Source organism: Devosia sp. Root436 (assembly GCF_001426345.1).
Classification (GTDB): Bacteria; Pseudomonadota; Alphaproteobacteria; order Rhizobiales; family Devosiaceae; genus Devosia.
This window is the reverse complement of sequence record NZ_LMEM01000010.1, coordinates 268,015-288,443: the sequence shown is the minus strand read 5'-3', so window position 1 is coordinate 288,443 and position 20,429 is coordinate 268,015. Positions and strand designations below refer to the sequence as shown.

Below are 20,429 nucleotides of genomic sequence, written 5' to 3'. Positions count from 1 at the left end.
AAACCAACGGTAAATCTTGGGATTATCGCGCCACAGGCTATTAGTGGGCCCACTGCGCTCCCGCTGGCGATCGGCCAGTCGAGTCAGCGCAGGCGCAACCAAGATGTGGAATCACCGAAATGACCATACGGTCCAAAACCACCCTCAAGATTGTACAGCCCGAGATCGAGCAGATGGAAGCCGTTGTCCAGGAAGCGACCAAGCAGGCCGCTCCCATGGTGCAGCGCCTGGCAACCCACCGCGACCGAATCGACCTCGCGCTCAAGGAACTCGAAAGCGAACGCTTCGAGCTGATCTCCCGCCGCGACCTGCTGCGCCGCCAGGTGGAAGCGGTCGAGCAGGGCCTGGCCATGCATATCGAAGACATCGAAGCCACCATGCACCTCTATGAGGGCGGCCTCAACGCGCTGCCGGCCAGCAACTGAGCCTGCTTCACCCCGCGGACGGCATCTGTCTTGCGCTAGCGTTCGACGAACTCGAACTCAGCCTCGTTGCCGCCCGCCGGGTCATCTGACACGCGCAGCGCCAGGCCGCCCTCGTCCAGCGCGGCAAACCATTCTTCCCAGCTCACCAGATGAAAACCGCCAATGCGGTCGGGCCCTTCATTGCCATCGGTATTGATGGCGTGCTGGCCGAAAGTCAGTTGCAGCAGCGTGCGGATGCCCGTGCCGTCGGGCGTATCCATCAGCATCGGATTGCCGCCCCGGGCTTCGGCCCATTGGCGGATATCGTCGCGGTCGGTGAGAGTTCTGGCCATCGATAGGCTCCTTGCCGGTTTCGCTTGGACAATTGCCGCCTCCCCTGCTTGGTTCCGCACAATTCCCAAGCCGCCCGGCGCCTGCTAAGACCCATGCACAGCCGCCGGAGCGAGCATGACCAAGTCCAACCAGATATTTCTCGGCCAGATCGGCGCCGCGCATGGCATCAAGGGCCAGGTGCGCATCGCCACCCATACCCAGGATCCCGAGGCCATCGGCAGCTACGGCCCGCTCGATACCGACCGGCCGGGCCTGACCGTAACCCTGACCAAGGTGCGCCTGCAAAAAAATGTGGTCATCGCTCACATCAAGGGCATTTCCGACCGCACGGCAGCTGAACAGCTTAACGGCGTCAGTCTCTTCGTGGATCGCAGCAAGCTGCCCGAACCCGAGGACGAAGACGATTTCTACCATGCCGACCTGATCGGGCTCGATGTCCGGCTCGATAGCGGCGTGGTCATCGGCAAGGTCTCCGCCATGCCCAATTTCGGTGCGGGCGATCTCATCGAGGTGCGCGATCCGCAAAGCGGCGACACCTATCTCTACCCCTTCACCAAGGCCGTGGTGCCTCACATCGACATTGCCGGGGGCTTCCTCACCATCGTCGTGCCGACCGATGCCCCCGAAGGCGAGGAAGAGCCCGATTGAGCTTTTCGGCCGCCATCATCACGCTTTTCCCCGAACTGTTTCCCGGCCCCCTCGGCGCCTCGGTGCTGGGCCGCGGCATGGCCGATGGCCTGTGGTCGCTCGAGGCCACCCACCTGCGCGATTTCGCCACGGACCGGCATCGCACGGTGGACGATACGCCCTCGGGCGGTGGCGCCGGCATGGTGCTCAAGCCCGATATCCTGGCCAGGGCCATCGATGCGGTATCCCCCGCCGGCGATCCGCGCCCGCGCATCCTGATGTCGCCGCGCGGCACGCCGCTGACCCAGGCGCGCGCCCGCGAACTGGCGCTGGGACCCGGCGCTGTCATCGTCTGCGGCCGCTTCGAGGGTATCGACCAGCGTGTCATCGATGGCCGTGCGCTCGAAGAAATCTCCATTGGCGACTATGTGCTGGCCGGCGGGGAAGTGGCCGCCATGGTGCTGCTGGAGGCCGTGGTGCGGCTCATTCCCGGCGTGCTTGGCGGGTCGGACAGCCACGCCGACGAGAGCTTCGAGAACGGGCTGCTGGAATACCCCCAATATACCCGCCCGCAAAGTTTCGAGGGCATGGATATCCCCGCCGTGCTGACTTCGGGCGACCATGGCAGGATCGCCAGATGGCGCGCCGAACGGAGCCGGGAACTCACGGCAATGCGGCGGCCGGATTTGCTCGAAGAGTAGCCGAAATCCCAGCCAGCGCAGTCGCCAAAAGCCTCTTTGCAGCCTTGATGACACTCAAACCCTAGACTCTCGGGCATTTTTCGCCTATAGCCGCGCCACTATCGCGATGTCGGGCTGATCGGACCTGGCTCGCACCAATAAAAAGACGAAAAACCTCCGTTACCAACCAAGACCGGGCGGCGAGCCGAAAGGCCCGATAAACGCTCCTTTGAAAAGATTCAGAACGGAATCGACATGACCAATATCATCGAACAGCTTGAGGCCGAGCAGGTTGCTGCTCTTGCCGCCAAGCGCGAACTGCCCGACTTCACCCATGGCGACACCATCAAGGTGTGGGTCAAGATCCGTGAAGGCGACAAGGAACGCCTGCAGGCCTATGAAGGCGTCGTGATCGCCCTCAATGGCGGCGGCATCACCGCCAGCTTCACCGTGCGCAAGATTTCGTATGGCGAAGGCGTCGAGCGCGTGTTCCCCTACTACTCGCCCAACGTGGCGAGCGTGGAAGTCCTCAAGCGCGGCAAGGTCCGTCGCGCCAAGCTCTATTACCTGCGCGACCGTCGCGGTAAATCCGCCCGTATTTTCGAATCGACCAATTCGCGCACCAAGAAGATCGAAGCCGGCGAGCGCACTGCCGCCCAGGCTGCGCGTGAAGCCCGCGAAGCCGAGAAGATCGCTGCCGCCGAGGCGTTCGCCGCCGAACAGGCCGCCAAGGATGCGGAAGCCGCAGCCGCTGCAAAGGCTGCCGAGGCCGCTGCTGCTGCCGAAGAGGCCCCCAAGGCCGAGTAAGCCCTGGCACATTGCCGCATGTGAAAAACCCGGTCGCAAGGCCGGGTTTTTTGTTGCACGACCTGAGGCTCTTTTCCGCCTCCCGTCCAGTACCGCCCTGGGACTTGATCCGAGAGCCAGCCTCATCCTGGCACAAGCGGCCAATGGTCCTCGGGTCAGGCCCGGGGATGACGCGCAGTGGTTGGGAAAACGCCGGCGAACTTGCGCCACTTATCCATCTTATCCCCGTTCGAAAAAGCTGGTGCATACTGTGCTCATCCCCGCCAATCACGCGGCCCCGACGCAGGGCCGGGACCTGTGTCCGGACCCGGTGAGGAAACTCCAGACCCGTGATGGGCGGCCCTTGGTCCGTTCTATGTCGACAGTTCTTGGTCCAAAGGCCGCCCATCACAAGTGTAACCGCAAGCGAAAGCCGGGCGGCGATTGCGCACGTCCGGCCATTTTCGGCTTGTGAGACTCCGCGCCCTTCGCGATAAAGAGGCTTCTGACCAAAGGCCAAAAATGCCCGTCTCCATCGTCACCTGGAACATCAATTCTATCCGGCTGCGCCTGCCCATGGTGCTGGACTTCATCGCCCAGCATCATCCGGACGTCATCATGTTCCAGGAGATCAAGTGCCTGGATGACCAGTTCCCGCGCAATGCCTTCATCGAGGCCGGCTACAAGCACATGGCCGTACATGGGCAGAAGGGCTATCACGGCGTCGCCATCGTCTCGAAATTCCCGCTGACCGATGTGTCGAGCCGCGTCTTCTGCGACATCCCCGAATCGCGCCATATCTCGGCGCTGACCGATTTCGGCCATGGTCCGGTGACCTTGCACGATTTCTACATTCCGGCCGGCGGCGACGAGCCCGACCCCGAGACCAACCCCAAATTCAAGCACAAGCTGGGCTTCCTCAGCGAGCTGACCAGCTGGTTCACCGATCCCATCTTCCAGCGCGGCCATCTCATCGCCGGCGATTTCAACATCGCCCCGCATGAAAACGACGTGTGGAGCCACAAGCAATTGCTCAAGATCGTCAGCCACACCCCGGTCGAGACCGAGGCGCTCAACGCCATCCTCAATGGCGGGCATGGCTGGACGGACCTGGTGCGCAAGCATGTGCCGCACGACCAGAAGCTCTATTCGTGGTGGAGCTATCGCAGCGCCAATTGGGAGCTGGCCAACAAGGGCCGGCGGCTCGACCATATCTGGGCCACATCGGACGTGGCCGAGCACTGCACCGGCACCGAGATCGTCAAGGCCTTCCGCGGCTATGCCAGGCAGCCCAGCGACCATGTGCCTGTGATCGCCCGGTTTGCCGGGGTCTAGGACCGATCGCCTAGTTCAGCCAGTCGTCATTCCCATTGAGGAAGTGCTCTTCCCATTGCTCCGGCGGCACGGCGGCGCCCAGCGCATATTCAAAGGCGCTGACGCCGGCTATGTCGGGCGTCACCGCACAATGGTAGCGGAAGTGAAACCAGCTTCCGCCGCTGCGCACGGCGCCATCGGGCGCGTCGAGCACAGTGCCGGCGACGGTAATGCTGTCAAAGGCATAGCCCACCAGGGCGTCGGCCGGCACGGCCGGGTCGGCCAGCCGCAATTGCTCCAGCGCTTCCATGTTGCAGAGCTGGGTAACCTGTTCGCTGCTGGCCAGCAGCGGAAAATTCCTGCGGACCTCGGCATTGGCAGGATCGGCCAGGATGCCGCCGGCATAGAAGTCGGTCGCGGCGATCATGCCATCATCGGCGCTGGCTGTGGGCACAGGCGGCGGCGCTTCGGGCACGGCTGCGGGCTTTGGCGCCGGCTCGGCGCTCGCCACGGCGGGCGGTGGCGATTGTGGCGCGGGGCGGACCAGCTCGACCGAAATCACGTGCTGCGCCGGGCGCTCCAGGCTGCGCGGCACCGCCAATGCCAGCAGGGCCGCCAGCAGCCCGCCATGAATGACGACCGATACCGGCAGCGTCCAGCGAACCATGGTGTCGGCGGAGTGAAGCATGTCGAGAGGGTGCGCGCGAACTGACGGGGCCGTCACTGGCATGACTTTGCGCCCTTTTGCGGGCCGGTTCAGCCGCCCTCGTCCGCCTTCATCTTGCGATGTGCCGGCTCGAGCGCGCCCAGATAATCGCCCAGCTCACGCTCGACCCGCGCCACGGCGCGCTGCGCCAGCTCGGGCGATTGCTGCACCAGCTTGAGGAAGGCGGTCCGCGGCACGAACAGCGTTCGCGTGTCGGTGACGGCGGTGACGGTCACGGGCCGCGGCTTGCTGAGGATCAGCGCCATGGCCGACACCACGCTGCCCGGCTCGGAAATGGCATAGGGCTTGCCGGCGCCCGGCCCTTCCGGCTTGGCCTTGAGCGTGCCCTCGAGCAGCACGAACGCTCCCTGCGGCATGTCGCCGGCCTGGTAGAGCACCGCATCGGGATCGAAATGCCTGACATCGCCGGCAAAGGCCAGCATGCGCCGCTGCTCGTCGTCGCAGATATCGAAGAATTCGGCCCGGCCCAGTGCCTCGGCCGCATCGTCCCTGATCATATGCCCAATCCGGATGCGCCAGTGACCCCACCGGAGCGGAGCCACCTCATCCTATAGGGCATTTCATGCTGGTTTGTACTCGATTTTGTGCCGGTCCACCGGGTTTAGGGCACCAGGCGATAGCCACCTTCTTCGGTCACCAGCAGGCGGGCATTGGAGGGGTCGCGCTCGATCTTCTGGCGCAGGCGATAGATATGGGTTTCCAGCGTATGGGTGGTGACGCGGTTATTGTAGCCCCAGACTTCCTTGAGCAGCACGTCGCGGGTGATGGTCTTGGGGCCCTGGCGGTAGAGGTATTTGAGGATGGAGGTTTCCTTGTCGGTCAGCCGCACCTTGCCGCCGTCATTGGCCTCCAGAATCTTGGCCGAGGGCTGGAAGCTGTATTGGCCGATGGTGAAAACCACATCCTCGCTCTGGTCGTGCTGGCGCAAGGCGGAATTGATGCGGGCCAGCAGCACCGGGAAACGGAATGGCTTGGTGAGATAGTCATTGGCGCCCGAATCGAGGCCCCGTATCTGGTCGGCGTCGCTGTCATGCCCGGTCAGCATCAGGATCGGGCTTTTATAGCCCTCGCTGCGCAATACCTTGACCGCTTCGCGCCCATCCATGTCCGGCAGGCCGACATCGAGAATCATCAGGTCGATATTGTTTTCGCGCGTCGCCTTGAGCGCATCATTGGCCGTCGCCGCCTGCATGATTTCGAACTCATTGAAGCTCTCGAGCTGGTCAACCAGCGTCTGGCGCAGATCAGCGTCGTCGTCCACCAGCAGGATGCGTCGCTTGTTCATTGTTTTCTCCGGTCTTTTTGCGTCGGCCCCCGCCAAGGGTCACAATATTGCGACCGGTTTTTGGCCAGCCAATCACAACGGCGTTACAGGCATGAGCAACGAAGAAAAGCGGCAGGAAGTTGCAGTTCGCTGGCAATAAGCAGCGGTGGTCGTGCGCTAGACGCGCTCCCGGTGCCCGAACAGCGCACTGCCCACCCGGACATGGGTTGCGCCCATGGCGATGCCGGCTTCGAAATCGCCGCTCATCCCCATGGAGAGGCCGCTGACACCGGCGTCGCGGGCGAGGGTGGCGAGATGGGCGAAATAGGGGCCGGGCGGCACGCCATCGGGCGGGATGCACATGAGGCCGGCAATATCGAGCCCGTGCACATCGCGGCAGCGGGCGACGAAGGCGGCGGTTTCGGCCGGGGCGATGCCGGCCTTCTGCTCTTCGAGCCCGATATTGACCTGGACGAAACAGGGCAGCCAGCGGCCGGCGCGCGCCATTTCGGCGGCCAGCACGCCGGCCAGCTTGTCGCGATCCAGTGTCTCGATGACATCGAACAGCGCCACCGCCTCGCGCGCCTTGTTGGTCTGCAGCGGCCCGATGAGATGGAGCACCACATCCGGATAAAGCTGGCGCAGGCCGGGCCACTTGTCCTTGGCCTCCTGCACCCGGTTTTCACCAAACACGCGCTGGCCTGCCGCCAGGAATGGCGCGATCGCCTCGGCTGGAAAGGTCTTGGAGACGGCGACCAGCTCCACCGCCTCGGGCGGGGCGCCGAAGCGGGCATGAGCGCGGGCGATGCGATCATTGATGGCAACTAGGCTGGTAGCGGCGGCGGTATCCATGCTTTCGCCCTGTTCCTGTTGACCTTGGCTTGTATTTCTGGTGATGGTCCGGTAGCCAAAATCCCCCCTAAACGCAAGCCAGACCGAACTTTACCCGGCGCTTGCGAAAGATAATCCAAGGACGAATTCAGTGAGCGGCGAACGCTACAATCCGCGTGAAATGGAACCGAAATGGCAAAAGGTGTGGGACGATGCCCGCAGCTTTGTCAGCTCCAATGACGATCCGCGCGAGCCCTATTACGTCCTCGAGATGTTCCCCTATCCCTCGGGCCGCATCCATATGGGCCATGTGCGCAACTATTCCATGGGCGACGTGGTGGCGCGCTATTATCGCGCCAAGGGCCGCAATGTGCTGCACCCCATGGGCTGGGACGCCTTTGGCCTGCCCGCGGAAAATGCCGCCATCGAGCGCGGCATGAATCCGGGCATCTGGACCCGGCAGAATATCGAAGCCATGAAGGCCCAGCTCAAGTCCATGGGCCTGGCCATCGACTGGACCCGCGAAATCGCCACCTGCGAGCCGGACTATTACCGGCACCAGCAGGCCATGTTCATCGACATGCTCGCGGCCGGCCTGGTCACCCGCAAGAAATCCAAGGTCAACTGGGACCCCGTGGACATGACCGTGCTGGCCAATGAGCAGGTCATCGACGGGCGCGGCTGGCGCTCGGGCGCCGTCGTGGAACAGCGCGAGCTGACCCAGTGGTTCTTCAAGATTTCGGACTATGCCGAAGAGCTGCTGGAAGCGCTGGACGGGCTGACCGAATGGCCGGAAAAGGTGCGCATCATGCAGCGCAACTGGATCGGCAAATCCGAGGGGCTGCGGCTGCTGTTCGAACTGGAGCCTGGTCAGACCACGGCAGCGAGCAGCATCGAGGTTTTCACCACGCGGCCGGACACCATTTTCGGCGCTTCCTTCATCGCGCTGTCGCCCGACCATCCGCTGACTTCGGAACTGGCGGCGGGCAACCCGGCTCTGGCTGAATTCGTGGCCGAATGCCATCGCCATGGCACCGCCACCGAAACCCTGGAAAAGGGCGAAAAACTGGGCCTGTTCACCGGGCTGCGCGTCAAGCATCCGGTGATCGAGGGCGCGACCCTGCCCGTCTATGTCGCCAATTTCGTGCTGATGGACTATGGCACCGGCGCCATTTTCGGATGCCCGGCGCATGACCAGCGCGACCTCGACTTCGCCCGCAAATACGACCTGCCAGTTATCCCCGTCGTCCTGCCCCTGGTGCATACTGAGGCCGGGTATGCCGACGCAGACCCTGACGCGTTCATAAGCAAGATGGCTTCCGAGACGGAAGCATATGTGGGACCTGGCAAGATATTCAATTCTGGTTTCCTGGACGGTCTTGAGATCGAAGCCGCCAAGAAGGCCATTGCCGCCCATTTTGCCGCGCGCAAGGTCGATGGCCAGGCGCAGGGCACGGTGGAGGTGAATTATCGCCTGCGCGACTGGGGCCTGTCGCGCCAGCGCTATTGGGGTGCGCCCATCCCGATCATCCATTGCGAGGTCTGCGGCACCATTCCGGTACCCAAGAAGGACTTGCCGGTGGTGCTGCCTGATGACGTCAGCTTCGACAAGCCCGGCAATGCGCTCGACCATCACCCCAGCTGGAAGCATGTGAACTGCCCGCAATGCGGCGGCGCGGCCCGGCGCGAAACCGATACCATGGACACGTTCGTCGATTCGTCCTGGTATTTCGCCCGCTTCACCGCGCCCGACGCCGATACGCCGACCATTCCGGCCATTGCCGATCGCTGGCTGCCGGTTGATCAGTATATCGGCGGGGTGGAACACGCCATTCTGCACCTGCTCTATTCGCGCTTCTTTACCCGCGCCATGAAGGCCACCGGCCATGTGGGGCTGGACGAGCCGTTCAAGGGCCTGTTCACCCAGGGCATGGTGACCCACGAGACCTACAAGTCGCCAGCGGGCGAGTGGGTGCCGCCGACCGAAGTGGTGGTCGAGACCAATGGCGAGCAGCGCACCGCCCGCCATATCCGCTCGAGCGAGCCGATCGCCATCGGTTCGATCGAAAAGATGAGCAAATCCAAGAAGAATGTGGTCGATCCCGACGAGATCGTGGCCAGCTATGGCGCCGATACGGCGCGCTGGTTCATGCTGTCGGATTCCCCGCCGGAACGCGACGTGCAGTGGACCGAGGCCGGCGTCGAGGGCGCGAGCCGCTTCCAGCAGCGCGTGTGGCGGCTGGTCGGCGAAACTATCGATCTGGCGAAACAGTCTTCGGACATTGTTCATGGTTCGGATGACGATGAGGCCAAAACCCTGCGCAAGGCGGTGCATCGCGCCGTGCATCATGTCGGCGCCGATATCGAGGGCCTGCGCTTCAACCGCGCCGTGGCCCAGATTTATGAGCTGACCAACGCCCTGGTGCGCGGCGCCGGGCTGGTTTCGGCGGCTCCGGCGGCGCGTCTGGATGCCCTGCAGCAGGGCGTGGAGCGCCTGGTCCAGCTCATCGCACCGATGATGCCGCATCTGGCCGAGACCTGCTGGCAGGCTCTGGGCAAACCGGGCCTGGTTACCGACGCGCCCTGGCCCGAAGTGGATCCGGCTCTGCTGGTCGATGACACGGTGACCATGCCGATCCAGGTCAATGGCAAGCGCCGCGGCGAAATCACCGTTGCCAAGGGCACGCCCGCCGCGGAGGTGGAAAAGCTGGTCTTGTCAATGGACGAGATTGCCCGCATTCTTGATGGCAAGGCTCCCAAGAAGATCGTCATCGTCCCGGACAGGATCGTCAATGTCGTTGTCTAAGCCCCTGCGCCGTATCGTTGCCGCCGGCTTGCTGGTTGGCCTTGGGACGGCGCTGGGCGCCTGCAGCTTCTCCCCGGTCTATAGCGGCGCGCTGGCCAGCCAACCCATGCTCGAGCTGGCCTATGCCAGGCCCAATTCGCGGCTCGAACAGGTCATCTACCAGGAACTGGCACTACGTTTCGGCACGTCGGACGCCGCAACGGCGCCGCTGGCAACTGTGTCGGCAAGCTCGTCATCGGCGGTTGTCGGCCTGTCGGCGACGGCCAATCCCAACAAGCTGAGCCGGATGACCGTCACCGCCACGCTGACCATCACCCAGCGGGACGAGACCGGCACCGCGCCGATCACCTTCACCCGCACCGCCAGTGCCGAATATACCACCAGCGGCCAGGTCCTGGCCGATACGGCGGCCGGCGCCGAGGCCGCCGAGCGTGCCGCCCGGGCGGCCGCCGAATCGCTGCGGCTGGCCATGCTGGCCTCGCTCAGCCGCTGATGACGGCTCTCAAGGCACATGAAGTCGCCCGTTTCCTCATCCGGCCGGACCTGACCGAGGGCATTTTCCTGGCCTATGGCCCCGATGCGGGCCTGGTGCGCGAAACGGCGCAGCGCCTGATCCGCCAGTTGAGCGGTGACGATCCGGAAGCGGCCAGCGTCATCACGCTCGATGGGGCAGAAGTGGATGCCGATCCCTCCATCCTGGCGGTGGAAGCCCGCACCATGTCGCTGTTCGGTGGCAAGCGCATCGTGCGCGTGCGCGGTGCCGGTAAATCGCTGGTGATGACGCTGACCGAATTGCGTGACGATCCTGCCGGCGCCGCCATCGTGCTCGAAGCGGGCAACCTGGCACCTAAGGATGCCTTGCGCGCCTTGGTGGAAGCCGCCACGCTCGGCCGCGCTTTGCCCTGCTATCCCGATAGCGACGAGACCTTGCAGGCGCTGATTCGCGAGACCTTCAACCAGAACGGCATCCGCATCGACGCCGATGTGGTCGCCACTTTGCGCGAAATCCTCGGCAATGACCGCGAAATCACCCGCCGCGAGCTGGAAAAGCTCTGCCTCTACGCCGCATCCAGCAAGAACCTGACCCGCGAGGACGTGCTGCTGCTCTGTGCCGACAATGGCATGTTGACCATCGACGCCATTCTCGACGCCACCGGCGGCGGCCATGCCGAAAAACTGGAACTGGCGCTCAACCGCGCTTTGTCATCGGCGGTCGATCCGCAGCGCCTCCTGGCCATGTGCACCATTCATTTCGCCAATCTGCGCCGCTGGCGGACCGAGGTGGATGCCGGCAAGGCGCCGCGCATGGTGCTGGAAGGCCTGCGGCCAAAACCGCATTTTTCGCGGATTTCCAGCCTCGAACAGCAATTGCGCCTGTGGTCGGACGCAGCTTTGGCGACCGCCACCGACCGCATCCTGCAGACCACGGCCGACAGCCGGCGCCGCCCGGCTCTGGCCGAAGCCAGCCTGCGCCGCGCCCTGCTCGCCATCTGCATGATGGCCGCCGCGCACTAGCCAGCGCCGCGTTTCACGTGAAACGGGCAGCCGGCGGGAATGACACCGTAGGTTGTGTCGAAGTGGCTGTTAGTTGGGATAGCCCGTGAGCTTCACGCAGATGCCGTCGAGCTGTTCCAGCGTCTTGTAGCGGATTTCGAGCTTGCCGCCGCGTTCGCTATGCGCCAGCGACACCGAAAGCCCCAGCGCATCGGACAGCCGGCGTTCCAGCGCCACCGTATCTGCATCGCGCTGGCTTTGGGCTGCGCTGGGCTTTTTGGTGCCGGCGACATCGCGCTGCTGGCTCAGGGCCTCGGCCTCGCGCACCGACAGGCCGCCAGCGACGATCTGGCGGGCCAGGGTGGCCGGATCCTCGGCGGTGATCAGTGTGCGGGCATGACCCGCCGTCAATGTGCCGCTGGCCACCATGCCGCGCACGTCCTCTGGCAGGCGCAGCAGGCGCAAGGTGTTGGCGACATGCGAGCGGCTCTTGCCGATAACCTGCGCCAAATCCTGCTGGGTATAATCGAACTGCTCGATCAGTTGCCCGTAACCCATGGCTTCTTCAAGCGGATTGAGATCGGCACGCTGCACGTTCTCGATAATGGCGAGTTCGAGCGCTTCCTTGTCGCCCACTTCGCGCACGATGACCGGCACATCATGCAGACCCGCCTTCTGCGCGGCGCGCCAGCGGCGCTCGCCGGCAATCAGCTCGAAAATATTGGGATCGTCGCTCGGCCGCACCAGCAGAGGCTGCATCACGCCCTTTTCGCGAATCGAATTGGTCAGCTCCTCGAGCTGGTCCGGATCGAAGGTGCGGCGGGGATTGGCGCGGTTGGCGATGATGAATTCCACCGGCAGGCGCTTGACCCCGCCCGATTCGGTGACGCGCGCGCCTTCCACGGTGGCCATGTCGCCAATCAGCGCCGCAAGCCCGCGGCCAAGACGTGTGGGTCTGTCGTTCATGGTGGAACTCCTATGCCGCGTTGAGCTGCCGCTCGCGGCGGATTACTTCGGTGGCCAGGCGCAGATAAGCCTGGCTGCCGGCGCATTTGAGATCATAGAGCAAAGCCGGCTTGCCATAGGATGGCGCCTCGCTGAGCCGCACGTTGCGTGGAATGACCGTGTCGTAGACAAGATTGCCCATCTCCTGCCGCACATCCTGCAACACCTGTTCGGAGAGGTTGTTGCGCTTGTCGAACATGGTCATGACCACGCCCTGGATGGACAGGCGCGGATTGAGCGTCGAGCGGATTTGCTCAATAGTTTGAAGCAGTTGGCTCAAGCCCTCCAGCGCGAAGAACTCGCATTGCAAGGGGACCAGCACCGCATCGGCCGCGACCAGAGAATTGACGGTGAGCAGGTTCAGCGAAGGCGGGCAGTCGATGAGGATATAGCTTACCGGCTTCTCGTTGATGCTGAGGTCGCCGAGCTGCTTGAACGCATTGCGCAGCTTGAAGGCGCGGTCCGCATGCCCGGCAATGGTCAACTCCACGCCCAGCAAATCCATGGTCGAGGGGACGATAGCCACATTGGGCACCGACGTCATGATGGCCGCCTGCGCCACGCTGGCTTCCCCGACCAGGAGGTCATAGGACGACACGTCGCGATCGGTGCGCGAAATGCCGAGTCCGGTGGAGGCATTGCCCTGCGGATCGAGATCGACGATCAGCACGCGCTCGCCAATGGCGGCCAAGGCGGTCGCAAGATTGATGGCGGTCGTGGTCTTGCCCACGCCGCCCTTCTGGTTCGCCAATGTCAGGATACGGGGCGCCACAATGGCCTCCAGCTCGTTCGCCGCTAACTAACTCACTGTTTTCGAACGCAAATTCTTGAGCGTGAGCAGGACACCTTCAGCATCGGTGTCGCTCCTGGTTATTACCACGTTAAAGTCCCAATGCGGAACCGCTTCCGCCAGTTCTTCAACATGTTCCCTGCCCTTATGCAGAATTGCCCGCGTTTCCGGGCTAAAGAAGGGCTGCATCCAACCGCACAGGACCGGCAAACCGGCCAGCGCGCGCGATGTAATCACGTCAGGCACCGGTGTTTCACGTGAATCAATTTGGTCGCTGCGCGCCCCCTCGACCGTGACGATAAGACCCAGCTCGCGGGCCACGGTGCGCAGAAAGCTCACCTTTCTGCCATTGGGCTCGATAAGCGTGAAGTGGTGATTTGGGCTCTTGAGCGCAATGGCCAGCGGCAGGGCCGGCAGGCCGCCACCGCTGCCAAGATCGAGAAAGGCGTGGTCATCCGCTGCTAATAGCGGCAGTACCTGCAAGCTATCGGCAAAATGGCGGGACCAGACCAAATTCAATGTTTCACGTGAAACAAGATTCTGTACCGCCTGCCACTTCCTCAGCAGCTGAGCATAGGATTCCAGATCGGCAGCAACATCGGCCAGCGGCCGCGTGAAATGCGCCGCGTAAGGCGCGATGGCGTCAATATCGGCCATCAGCCGGCCTTGCGCAGGTCGCCGCGGCGAATAACGGCCAGCAGCAAAGTCACCGCTGCCGGCGTCATCCCATCCATGGCCTGAGCCTGGGCAATGGTCTGCGGCCGGTATTGCTGCAGTTTCTGCCGCAGTTCCATCGACAGACCTGGGATCGCCGCATAGTCGAGATGATCGGGGATCGGCTTCTGCTCGTCACGCCGCACCGCATCGATGTCGTCGCGCTGGCGCTCGAGATAGACCGCATATTGCGCATCGACAACCAGTTGCTCGATGATTTCAGACGGTATTTCAAGCACTTCCGGCCAAAGCTGGCCGGCATCCGCCGGCGTGACATCAGGATAGGACAGCAGGTCAAAAGCCGACCGCAGCTTGCCGTCTTCATTGACGGCAATGCCCGCCTTGCGAGCTGCATTGGGCGAGGCCATCAGACGGGTCAGCAAAGCGCGGCCCTTGCCGAGCGCATCGGCCTTGGCGACAAATAGAGCGCGGCGCTCTTCTCCGACCAGGCCTTTCTCCACCCCCAGCGGCGTCAGCCGCTGGTCGGCATTGTCGGCGCGCAGATGCAGGCGGAACTCGGCGCGTGAGGTGAACATGCGATAGGGCTCGCTGACGCCGCGCGTCACCAGGTCATCCACCATCACGCCGAGATAACTCTCGGTGCGCGACAGAATCATCGGCTCGCGGCCCATCGCGGCCAAAGCCGCATTGGCGCCGGCCAGCAGGCCTTGCGCGCCGGCTTCTTCATAGCCCGTGGTGCCGTTGATCTGGCCAGCCAGGTACAGGCCGGGCTGGCGCTTGACCTCGAGCGTCGCCCGCAACTCGCGCGGATCGACATAGTCATATTCGATGGCATAGCCCGGCCTGACAATGCGAACATTTTCGAGCCCCGGCATGGAGCGCAGAAAGGCCTCCTGCACCTCTGACGGCAGCGAGGTCGACAGGCCATTGGGATAAATGGTCTTGTCCTCAAGTCCCTCTGGCTCAAGAAAAATCTGATGGCTGTCTCGATCGGCGAAGCGCACCACCTTGTCCTCGATGGACGGACAATAGCGCGGGCCGCGGCTTTGGATACGTCCGGAATACATGGCCGAGCGATGCAGATTTTCAGAGATGATGCGATGTGTCTCGGCCGTGGTTCGCGTGATGTGGCAGGACACCTGGGGTGTGATGATCGCCCTGGTCAGCGCCGAAAAGGCCTCGGGCGGATTGTCGCCCGGCTGTTCCTCCAGCACCGAATAATCGATGCTGGTGCCATCGAGCCGCGCCGGGGTGCCGGTCTTGAGACGGCCGAGCTGCAGGCCGAGATTTTCAAGGCGCGTGGAAAGGCCCAGAACCGGCTTTTCGCCGACGCGGCCGGCTGGCGTGGTTTCCTCGCCGCGATGGATCAGGCCGCGCAGGAAAGTGCCGGTGGTCAGGACCACCGCCTTGGTGCCGAGGCGGCGGCCATCGAGCAGCACGACGCCACTGACCGCGCCGTCGGTGACTTCGATATCGTCGACTTCGCCTTCGATCACGTCGAGATTGGCCTGCGCTGATATCGCTGCCTGCATCGCTTCGCGATAAAGCTTGCGGTCGGCCTGGGCGCGCGGGCCGCGTACGGCGGGGCCCTTGCGACGATTGAGCACGCGGAACTGGATGCCGGCCTGGTCGGCGACGCGGCCCATCAGCCCGTCCAGCGCGTCGATCTCGCGCACCAGATGGCCCTTGCCAAGGCCGCCAATGGCCGGATTGCAGCTCATCTCACCGATCGTGGCGAAGCGATGCGTCACCAGCGCCGTGGGCACGCCCAGGCGCGCCGCCGCCGCCGCCGCTTCGCAGCCGGCATGGCCTCCCCCAACGATGATAACGGCATAGTCGCTCATGGGTCTGTCTCCAGAGCTGGCTCAATAGGCCAATGTTTCACGTGAATCAATTGGCCTGCGGCCGCGCCGCCCTGCCCTCGTGGTTCGACAGGCTCACTTCTGATGTTTCACGTGAATCATTTTCCGATGCAGAAGCTGGCAAACAGGCGATCCAGCACGCGTTCCGCATCAAGGCGTCCCACCAGCCGTTCCAATGATTGCGAGGCGATGCGCAGGCTTTCGGCGGCCAGTTCGGGTACCGCCAGTTGCCGCCGCGCCGCGTCCAGCGATTCATTTGCACTCTCAAGCGCGAGGCGGTCGCGCTCGCGGCTCAGCAAGGCCGGTTCGCCGCCGGACAGCAGCTCGCCAATGGCCTCGATCCGCCGCAGCAATATATCGAGGCCGGCACCCGATTGTGCCGACACCTCGACATCCATGCCGGGCACCGGGCCAAGATCGCGCTTGGTGCCCACCTTAATGATTCTGTCGCCATGCGGCTCGCAAACGCCGGCAATGTCGGGGGCGTGCAGCCAGAGCACGATATCAGCCTGCTCGATGGCCTGGCGAGCGCGGCGCACGCCCTCGGCCTCGGCCTTGCTCTCTGTCTCACGCAACCCCGCCAGGTCGAGCAGGACATAGAGCTGGCCATTGATATCGAGCGGCACCTCGCGCACGTCGCGTGTGGTGCCGGCCTCGTCGGTGACGATGGCAATGTCGGATCGGGCCAAGGCATTGAGCAGGCTGGATTTTCCGGCGTTGGGCGCGCCAGCCAGGGCAACGCGGACGCCTTCGCGGATAATACGGCCGTGCTCCAGGGAGGCGAGGGCGGCGCCGATATCCCGGCGCAGGACAGCGATGCTTCCGCCAAAACTGTCCGGCAGGTCGCCGACATCGCCTTCGTCGGAAAAGTCCAGCCGAGCCTCGATCTCGGCGCGCAGGTCGAGCAGCTGATCGCGCCAGGCATCGATCTTTTGCGACAGCCCGCCCTCGAAGCGGGCGAGCGCCTGGCGGCGCTGGTTTTCGGTTTCGGCATCCAGCAGGTCGCCAAGACCTTCGATCTCGACCAGGTCCAGCTTGCCGTTTTCAAAGGCGCGGCGGGTAAATTCGCCGGCTTCGGCCAGGCGCGCACCCTTTGAGGTGATGAGCTTGATGATAGCCCGCACACCGGCGGGCGAGCCATGCACCTGCAATTCGGCGCAGTCTTCGCCGGTAAAGCTGTGCGGCCCCGGAAACCAGGCGAGGAGTCCACGATCGAGCAGCGAATCGCGGCCGACGGGCCGCAATGTCAGGCGGCGCGGTTCGGGGATTGTGCCGGCAATGTCTTCGATTATGGAAGCCACATCGGGCCCGGAGAGACGGATGACCGCCACCCCGGAAGGCGGTGCCCCGGAGGACAGCGCCACGATTGTATCACCCGACCGCATGGCGGTCAGTCTCTAAAGCCGCGTCGGCTGATCCGAAAACCGGTTTCCACTTTTCGGGCCGGTGCTTCAGGTATTCATCGAATCGAAGAAGTCGGAATTCGTTTTGGTCTGGCGGACCTTGTCCATCAGGAATTCCATGGCATCGATCGTCCCCATCGGGTTGAGAATGCGGCGCAACACATACATCTTCTTGAGGATGTCGCTCTCGACCAGCAGCTCTTCCTTGCGGGTGCCGGACTTGGTGATGTCGAGTGCCGGGAAGATGCGCTTGTCGGCGACCTTGCGGTCAAGGATGATTTCCGAGTTGCCGGTGCCCTTGAACTCTTCGAAGATCACTTCGTCCATTCGCGAGCCGGTATCGATCAGCGCGGTGGAAATGATGGTCAGCGAGCCGCCATCCTCGATATTGCGCGCGGCGCCGAAGAAGCGCTTGGGGCGCTGCAGGGCATTGGCGTCCACGCCGCCGGTGAGCACCTTGCCCGAGCTCGGAACGACGGTGTTGTAGGCGCGGCCGAGGCGGGTGATGGAATCGAGTAGGATGACCACGTCGCGCTTGTGTTCGACCAGGCGCTTGGCCTTTTCGATGACCATTTCGGCGACCTGGACGTGGCGGCTGGCCGGCTCGTCAAAAGTCGATGAGATGACTTCGCCGCGCACCGAGCGCTGCATATCGGTCACTTCCTCGGGGCGCTCGTCGATCAAAAGGACGATGAGATAGCATTCGGGATGATTGGTGGCGATCGACTGTGCAATATTCTGCAACAGTACGGTCTTACCGGTACGAGGTGGCGCAACAATTAGGGCGCGCTGGCCCTTGCCAAGCGGGGCAACGAGATCGAGCAGCCGGGCCGAGCGATCCTTGAGGGTCGGATCGGGCAGCTCCATGCGGAGCCGTTCTTCGGGGTAGAGGGGGGTGAGGTTGTCGAAGTTGACCTTGTGGCGAACCGCCTCGGGATCTTCGAAATTGATGGTGTTGACCTTGAGCAGCGCGAAATAGCGCTCGCCTTCCTTGGGAGACCTTATCTGGCCTTCAACCGTATCGCCGGTACGCAGACCGAAGCGGCGGATTTGACTGGGACTGACATAGATGTCGTCGGGGCCCGGAAGATAGTTGGCGTCCGGGGAGCGCAGGAAACCGAAACCGTCGGGAAGGACTTCGACGACGCCTTCGCCGGTAATGTCGACTTCCTGGGCGGCCAGTTCCTTGAGGATGGCAAACATCAATTCCTGTTTGCGCATAGTCGAGGCATTCTCGACCTCGTGTTCTTCAGCGAACACCAGGAGTTCGGCCGGGGATTTGGCCTTGAGCTCGCTGAGCTTCATATTCTGCATGTAGCGGGAGACCCTATTGGGAAACGGTAATCGTCGCAGGCGATAAATCTGGGAGGGGTAGGCACCGCGCAGCGACCGGGGAGATCAGCTATGATTGGGATGCGTTGGCAAGGCATGTAGCGCGATCTTGCGGCGGTTTCAAGAACGAAACCGTCGCAGAACGGCGGATTCACGTGAAACGCTTCAATTCAGAACGGCTTCACGATAACGGCGACGACGATGACAATCGCGATGACGAAGGGGATTTCGTTGATGGCGCGGTAGAAAGTGTGCGGACGGGTATTCTGGTCGTTCTGGAATTTCCGCAGCAACCCCCCATACCAGCCATGGACGCCCGATAGCGTCAGGACCATCGCGGCTTTGAGCCACATCCAGCCCATGGAAAAATCGACAATGCCGAAGCCGAAGGCCAGCCAAAGGCCGAAAATCCAGGTGGCGATCATCGCCGGAGTGATGATGCCGCGATAGAGCTTACGCTCCATGACCTTGAAGGTCTCGGACTTCTCCGAGCCGACGGGTGACTGGGCGTGATAAACGAAGAGGCGCGGCAGATACATCATGCCCGCCATCCAGGCGATCACCGAAATGACATGCAGCGCCTTGACCCATTCATACACTTTTCGAACTCCTCAACAGTTCGCGTAACGGCTAGCCGTTCTTCACCCGGTTCACGAGCCGTTCAACATGCTCGATCGGGGTTTCGGGCACGATACCGTGGCCCAGATTGAAAATATGCGGCCGATCGGCGAAGGCGGCAATGATCTGGTCGACCCGCTCGTCGAGCTGGCTGCCGCCCGCCACCAGCCGTAGCGGATCGAGATTCCCCTGCACCGGCAACGTGGCCGGCAGGTGCTTGCCGGCAAAATCGAGCGGCGTGGCATAGTCGAGCCCCAGCGCATTGACGCCGGTCTGGCCGGCATAGCGGGCGAGGTTGCCCGCCGCGCCGCGCGGAAAGCCGATGATCGGCGCATTGGGCACTTTTTCCCGCACGCCTTCGACGATCCGGCGATTGGGCACGATGACATGGCTGGCAAAGGCCTGGTCATCCAGATTGAGCGCCCAGCTCTCGAACAGCTGCACCACATCGGCGCCGGCCTGGAACTGCGCCACCAGATAATCCACGCTGGTCTGGACCAGCACGTCGAGCAGCGACGCAAAGGCCTCCGGATGGCGCAGGGCAAAGAGCCGCGCCGCCGCCTGGTCGGGCGAGCCGCGGCCACCGATCATATAGGTCGCCACCGTCCAGGGAGAGCCGCAGAAGCCGATCAGGGTCTTTTCCGGTGCCAGGGCCGTCCGCAGGCGGCGCAGGGTCTCCAGGACCGGCGCAAGATGGTCCAGCGCCTGCCTGTCCTTCCCCAGCCCGGCGATACTTGCAGCACTCACCGGATCAAGGACCGGACCCTCGCCGGCTTCAAAGCGCACCGATTGCCCGAGAGCGTCGGGGATAACGAGAATGTCCGAGAACAGGATGGCCGCGTCGAGATCGAAGCGGCGCAGGGGCTGCAATGTGACTTCGGTGGCGAGATCGGGCGTATAGCAGAGCTCGAGGAAGTTCTTCGCTCTCGTCCTGATCTCGCGATATTCGGGCAGGTAGCGGCCGGCCTGGCGCATGATCCAGATTGGCGGTCGCTCCTGGCGTTGGCCCAGCACGGTGGCGAGCAGGGGCTTGTGGGTCACGACGCCCTTCCCTTCCAAACCCCTAAAGAGTCTTTCTGACTTCGTATCAGTATTATCATGGCGGTGTTTTGAGCCAATTCAGCGTCATCCACAATCGCCCTCATGGCGGCACAACGGCGCAGCCTATGGTAAACAGGGTGTTAACGGCCTCTGTGGAGCGTTCCGGCCGCTGCCGCGCCGCAATGGTTAAGCAGGGCTTAACGGGCTGACTCCGGAGTCAATGATTCGCCCTGCACTGTGCAAAAACGCTTGGCGGGCGAGTGCGGTCCCATCCGGGTTATCCCCAGAGCTATCCCAGCCCCCGCTGGAGCAGGTGCAGAGTCCAGATGTTAATGTTTTGGTAACCAAGTCTAACAAGTTGGGCGCCTGGTCAAAACCATGAGTCATTGTCACAGCCATGGGCTTGAGCTGGGGAT

At 63.2% G+C, this 20,429-nt stretch carries 22 protein-coding genes; 9 read left to right on the top strand and 13 right to left on the bottom strand.

From position 1 onward, the window contains the following. Window positions 1-119 precede the first annotated feature (119 nt). Window positions 120-425, top strand: a complete 306-nt coding sequence (locus ASD04_RS10255; RefSeq protein ID WP_056256100.1) for a hypothetical protein — start codon at window positions 120-122, stop codon at window positions 423-425. 35 nt (window positions 426-460) lie between these two features. Here the strand turns inward: ASD04_RS10255 and ASD04_RS19600 are convergent, their stop codons facing one another. Next, on the bottom strand, window positions 461-757 hold the full coding sequence (locus ASD04_RS19600) for a hypothetical protein (RefSeq protein WP_056256096.1): 297 nt from the start codon (window positions 755-757) through the stop codon (window positions 461-463). 115 nt (window positions 758-872) lie between these two features. On the opposite strand from ASD04_RS19600, the gene rimM reads away from it, so the two are divergent. The 4 genes from rimM to ASD04_RS10230 all read left to right on the top strand — a co-directional run bounded on the left by rimM (window position 873) and on the right by ASD04_RS10230 (window position 4,186). Then, window positions 873-1,406 carry a ribosome maturation factor RimM gene (gene rimM, locus ASD04_RS10245; RefSeq protein WP_056256093.1) on the top strand — a complete coding sequence of 178 codons (534 nt, stop codon included), beginning with the start codon at window positions 873-875 and terminating at the stop codon, window positions 1,404-1,406. Further along, complete coding sequence (gene trmD / locus ASD04_RS10240) at window positions 1,403-2,086, top strand: tRNA (guanosine(37)-N1)-methyltransferase TrmD (protein WP_056256087.1); 684 nt, start codon at window positions 1,403-1,405, stop codon at window positions 2,084-2,086. The genes rimM and trmD overlap by 4 nt, the downstream gene beginning before the upstream one ends. Before the next feature lie 234 nt (window positions 2,087-2,320). Next, on the top strand, window positions 2,321-2,872 hold the full coding sequence (rplS, locus tag ASD04_RS10235) for a 50S ribosomal protein L19 (RefSeq protein WP_056256085.1): 552 nt from the start codon (window positions 2,321-2,323) through the stop codon (window positions 2,870-2,872). 501 nt (window positions 2,873-3,373) lie between these two features. Next, complete coding sequence (locus tag ASD04_RS10230; protein WP_056256082.1) at window positions 3,374-4,186, top strand: exodeoxyribonuclease III; 813 nt, start codon at window positions 3,374-3,376, stop codon at window positions 4,184-4,186. 10 nt (window positions 4,187-4,196) lie between these two features. Here the strand turns inward: ASD04_RS10230 and ASD04_RS10225 are convergent, their stop codons facing one another. From ASD04_RS10225 to ASD04_RS10215, 3 genes are all read right to left on the bottom strand, one after another. Next, window positions 4,197-4,853 (bottom strand): DUF930 domain-containing protein, encoded by a 657-nt coding sequence (locus tag ASD04_RS10225; protein ID WP_056256079.1) that lies wholly within the window; start codon window positions 4,851-4,853, stop codon window positions 4,197-4,199. Between the two features lie 68 nt (window positions 4,854-4,921). Continuing rightward, the gene (locus tag ASD04_RS10220; protein ID WP_056256077.1) at window positions 4,922-5,389 is read right to left on the bottom strand and encodes a cyclic nucleotide-binding domain-containing protein; all 468 of its coding nucleotides are present in this window, start codon (window positions 5,387-5,389) and stop codon (window positions 4,922-4,924) included. 104 nt (window positions 5,390-5,493) lie between these two features. After that, window positions 5,494-6,177, bottom strand: a complete 684-nt coding sequence (locus ASD04_RS10215) for a response regulator transcription factor (protein WP_056256075.1) — start codon at window positions 6,175-6,177, stop codon at window positions 5,494-5,496. On the opposite strand from ASD04_RS10215, the gene ASD04_RS19415 reads away from it, so the two are divergent. Continuing rightward, window positions 6,170-6,316, top strand: coding sequence for a hypothetical protein (locus tag ASD04_RS19415; RefSeq protein WP_156461197.1), 147 nt, complete (start codon window positions 6,170-6,172; stop codon window positions 6,314-6,316). The genes ASD04_RS10215 and ASD04_RS19415 overlap by 8 nt on opposite strands. 17 nt (window positions 6,317-6,333) lie before the next feature. Here the strand turns inward: ASD04_RS19415 and ASD04_RS10210 are convergent, their stop codons facing one another. Next, on the bottom strand, window positions 6,334-7,008 hold the full coding sequence (locus ASD04_RS10210; RefSeq protein WP_056256072.1) for a YggS family pyridoxal phosphate-dependent enzyme: 675 nt from the start codon (window positions 7,006-7,008) through the stop codon (window positions 6,334-6,336). A 130-nt stretch (window positions 7,009-7,138) separates the two neighbouring features. Here ASD04_RS10210 and leuS point away from each other — a divergent pair, with 130 nt between their 5' ends. From leuS to holA, 3 genes are read left to right on the top strand one after another with little or no spacing between them, the layout of a single operon-like run. Further along, complete coding sequence (gene leuS / locus ASD04_RS10205) at window positions 7,139-9,793, top strand: leucine--tRNA ligase (protein WP_056256069.1); 2,655 nt, start codon at window positions 7,139-7,141, stop codon at window positions 9,791-9,793. Next, window positions 9,780-10,286 carry a hypothetical protein gene (locus ASD04_RS10200; RefSeq protein WP_056256068.1) on the top strand — a complete coding sequence of 169 codons (507 nt, stop codon included), beginning with the start codon at window positions 9,780-9,782 and terminating at the stop codon, window positions 10,284-10,286. Before leuS ends, ASD04_RS10200 begins: the two co-directional genes overlap by 14 nt. After that, window positions 10,286-11,308: a DNA polymerase III subunit delta gene (gene holA, locus ASD04_RS10195; RefSeq protein ID WP_056256065.1), complete on the top strand. Its 1,023-nt coding sequence runs from the start codon at window positions 10,286-10,288 to the stop codon at window positions 11,306-11,308. The genes ASD04_RS10200 and holA overlap by 1 nt, the downstream gene beginning before the upstream one ends. A 69-nt stretch (window positions 11,309-11,377) precedes the next feature. Here the strand turns inward: holA and ASD04_RS10190 are convergent, their stop codons facing one another. The 8 genes from ASD04_RS10190 to hemE form a co-directional block, all read right to left on the bottom strand. Beyond that, a complete protein-coding gene (locus tag ASD04_RS10190; protein WP_056256062.1) occupies window positions 11,378-12,253 on the bottom strand; it encodes a ParB/RepB/Spo0J family partition protein in 876 nt (291 codons plus the stop codon). 10 nt (window positions 12,254-12,263) lie between these two features. Beyond that, on the bottom strand, window positions 12,264-13,064 hold the full coding sequence (locus ASD04_RS10185; protein WP_056256061.1) for a ParA family protein: 801 nt from the start codon (window positions 13,062-13,064) through the stop codon (window positions 12,264-12,266). Window positions 13,065-13,091: 27 nt separating this feature from the next. Further along, window positions 13,092-13,739: a 16S rRNA (guanine(527)-N(7))-methyltransferase RsmG gene (rsmG, locus tag ASD04_RS10180; RefSeq protein ID WP_056256057.1), complete on the bottom strand. Its 648-nt coding sequence runs from the start codon at window positions 13,737-13,739 to the stop codon at window positions 13,092-13,094. Continuing rightward, a complete protein-coding gene (mnmG, locus tag ASD04_RS10175; protein WP_056256054.1) occupies window positions 13,739-15,601 on the bottom strand; it encodes a tRNA uridine-5-carboxymethylaminomethyl(34) synthesis enzyme MnmG in 1,863 nt (620 codons plus the stop codon). The genes rsmG and mnmG overlap by 1 nt, the downstream gene beginning before the upstream one ends. 116 nt (window positions 15,602-15,717) lie before the next feature. Next, a complete protein-coding gene (mnmE, locus tag ASD04_RS10170) occupies window positions 15,718-17,004 on the bottom strand; it encodes a tRNA uridine-5-carboxymethylaminomethyl(34) synthesis GTPase MnmE (protein WP_056256052.1) in 1,287 nt (428 codons plus the stop codon). 66 nt (window positions 17,005-17,070) lie between these two features. After that, complete coding sequence (gene rho, locus ASD04_RS10165; protein WP_056256049.1) at window positions 17,071-18,336, bottom strand: transcription termination factor Rho; 1,266 nt, start codon at window positions 18,334-18,336, stop codon at window positions 17,071-17,073. Between the two features lie 188 nt (window positions 18,337-18,524). After that, entirely contained in the window at window positions 18,525-18,953 is a 429-nt protein-coding gene (gene hemJ / locus ASD04_RS10160; RefSeq protein ID WP_056256046.1) for a protoporphyrinogen oxidase HemJ, read from the bottom strand. 31 nt (window positions 18,954-18,984) lie between these two features. Then, the gene (gene hemE, locus ASD04_RS10155) at window positions 18,985-20,013 is read right to left on the bottom strand and encodes a uroporphyrinogen decarboxylase (RefSeq protein ID WP_056256042.1); all 1,029 of its coding nucleotides are present in this window, start codon (window positions 20,011-20,013) and stop codon (window positions 18,985-18,987) included. Window positions 20,014-20,429 lie beyond the last annotated feature (416 nt).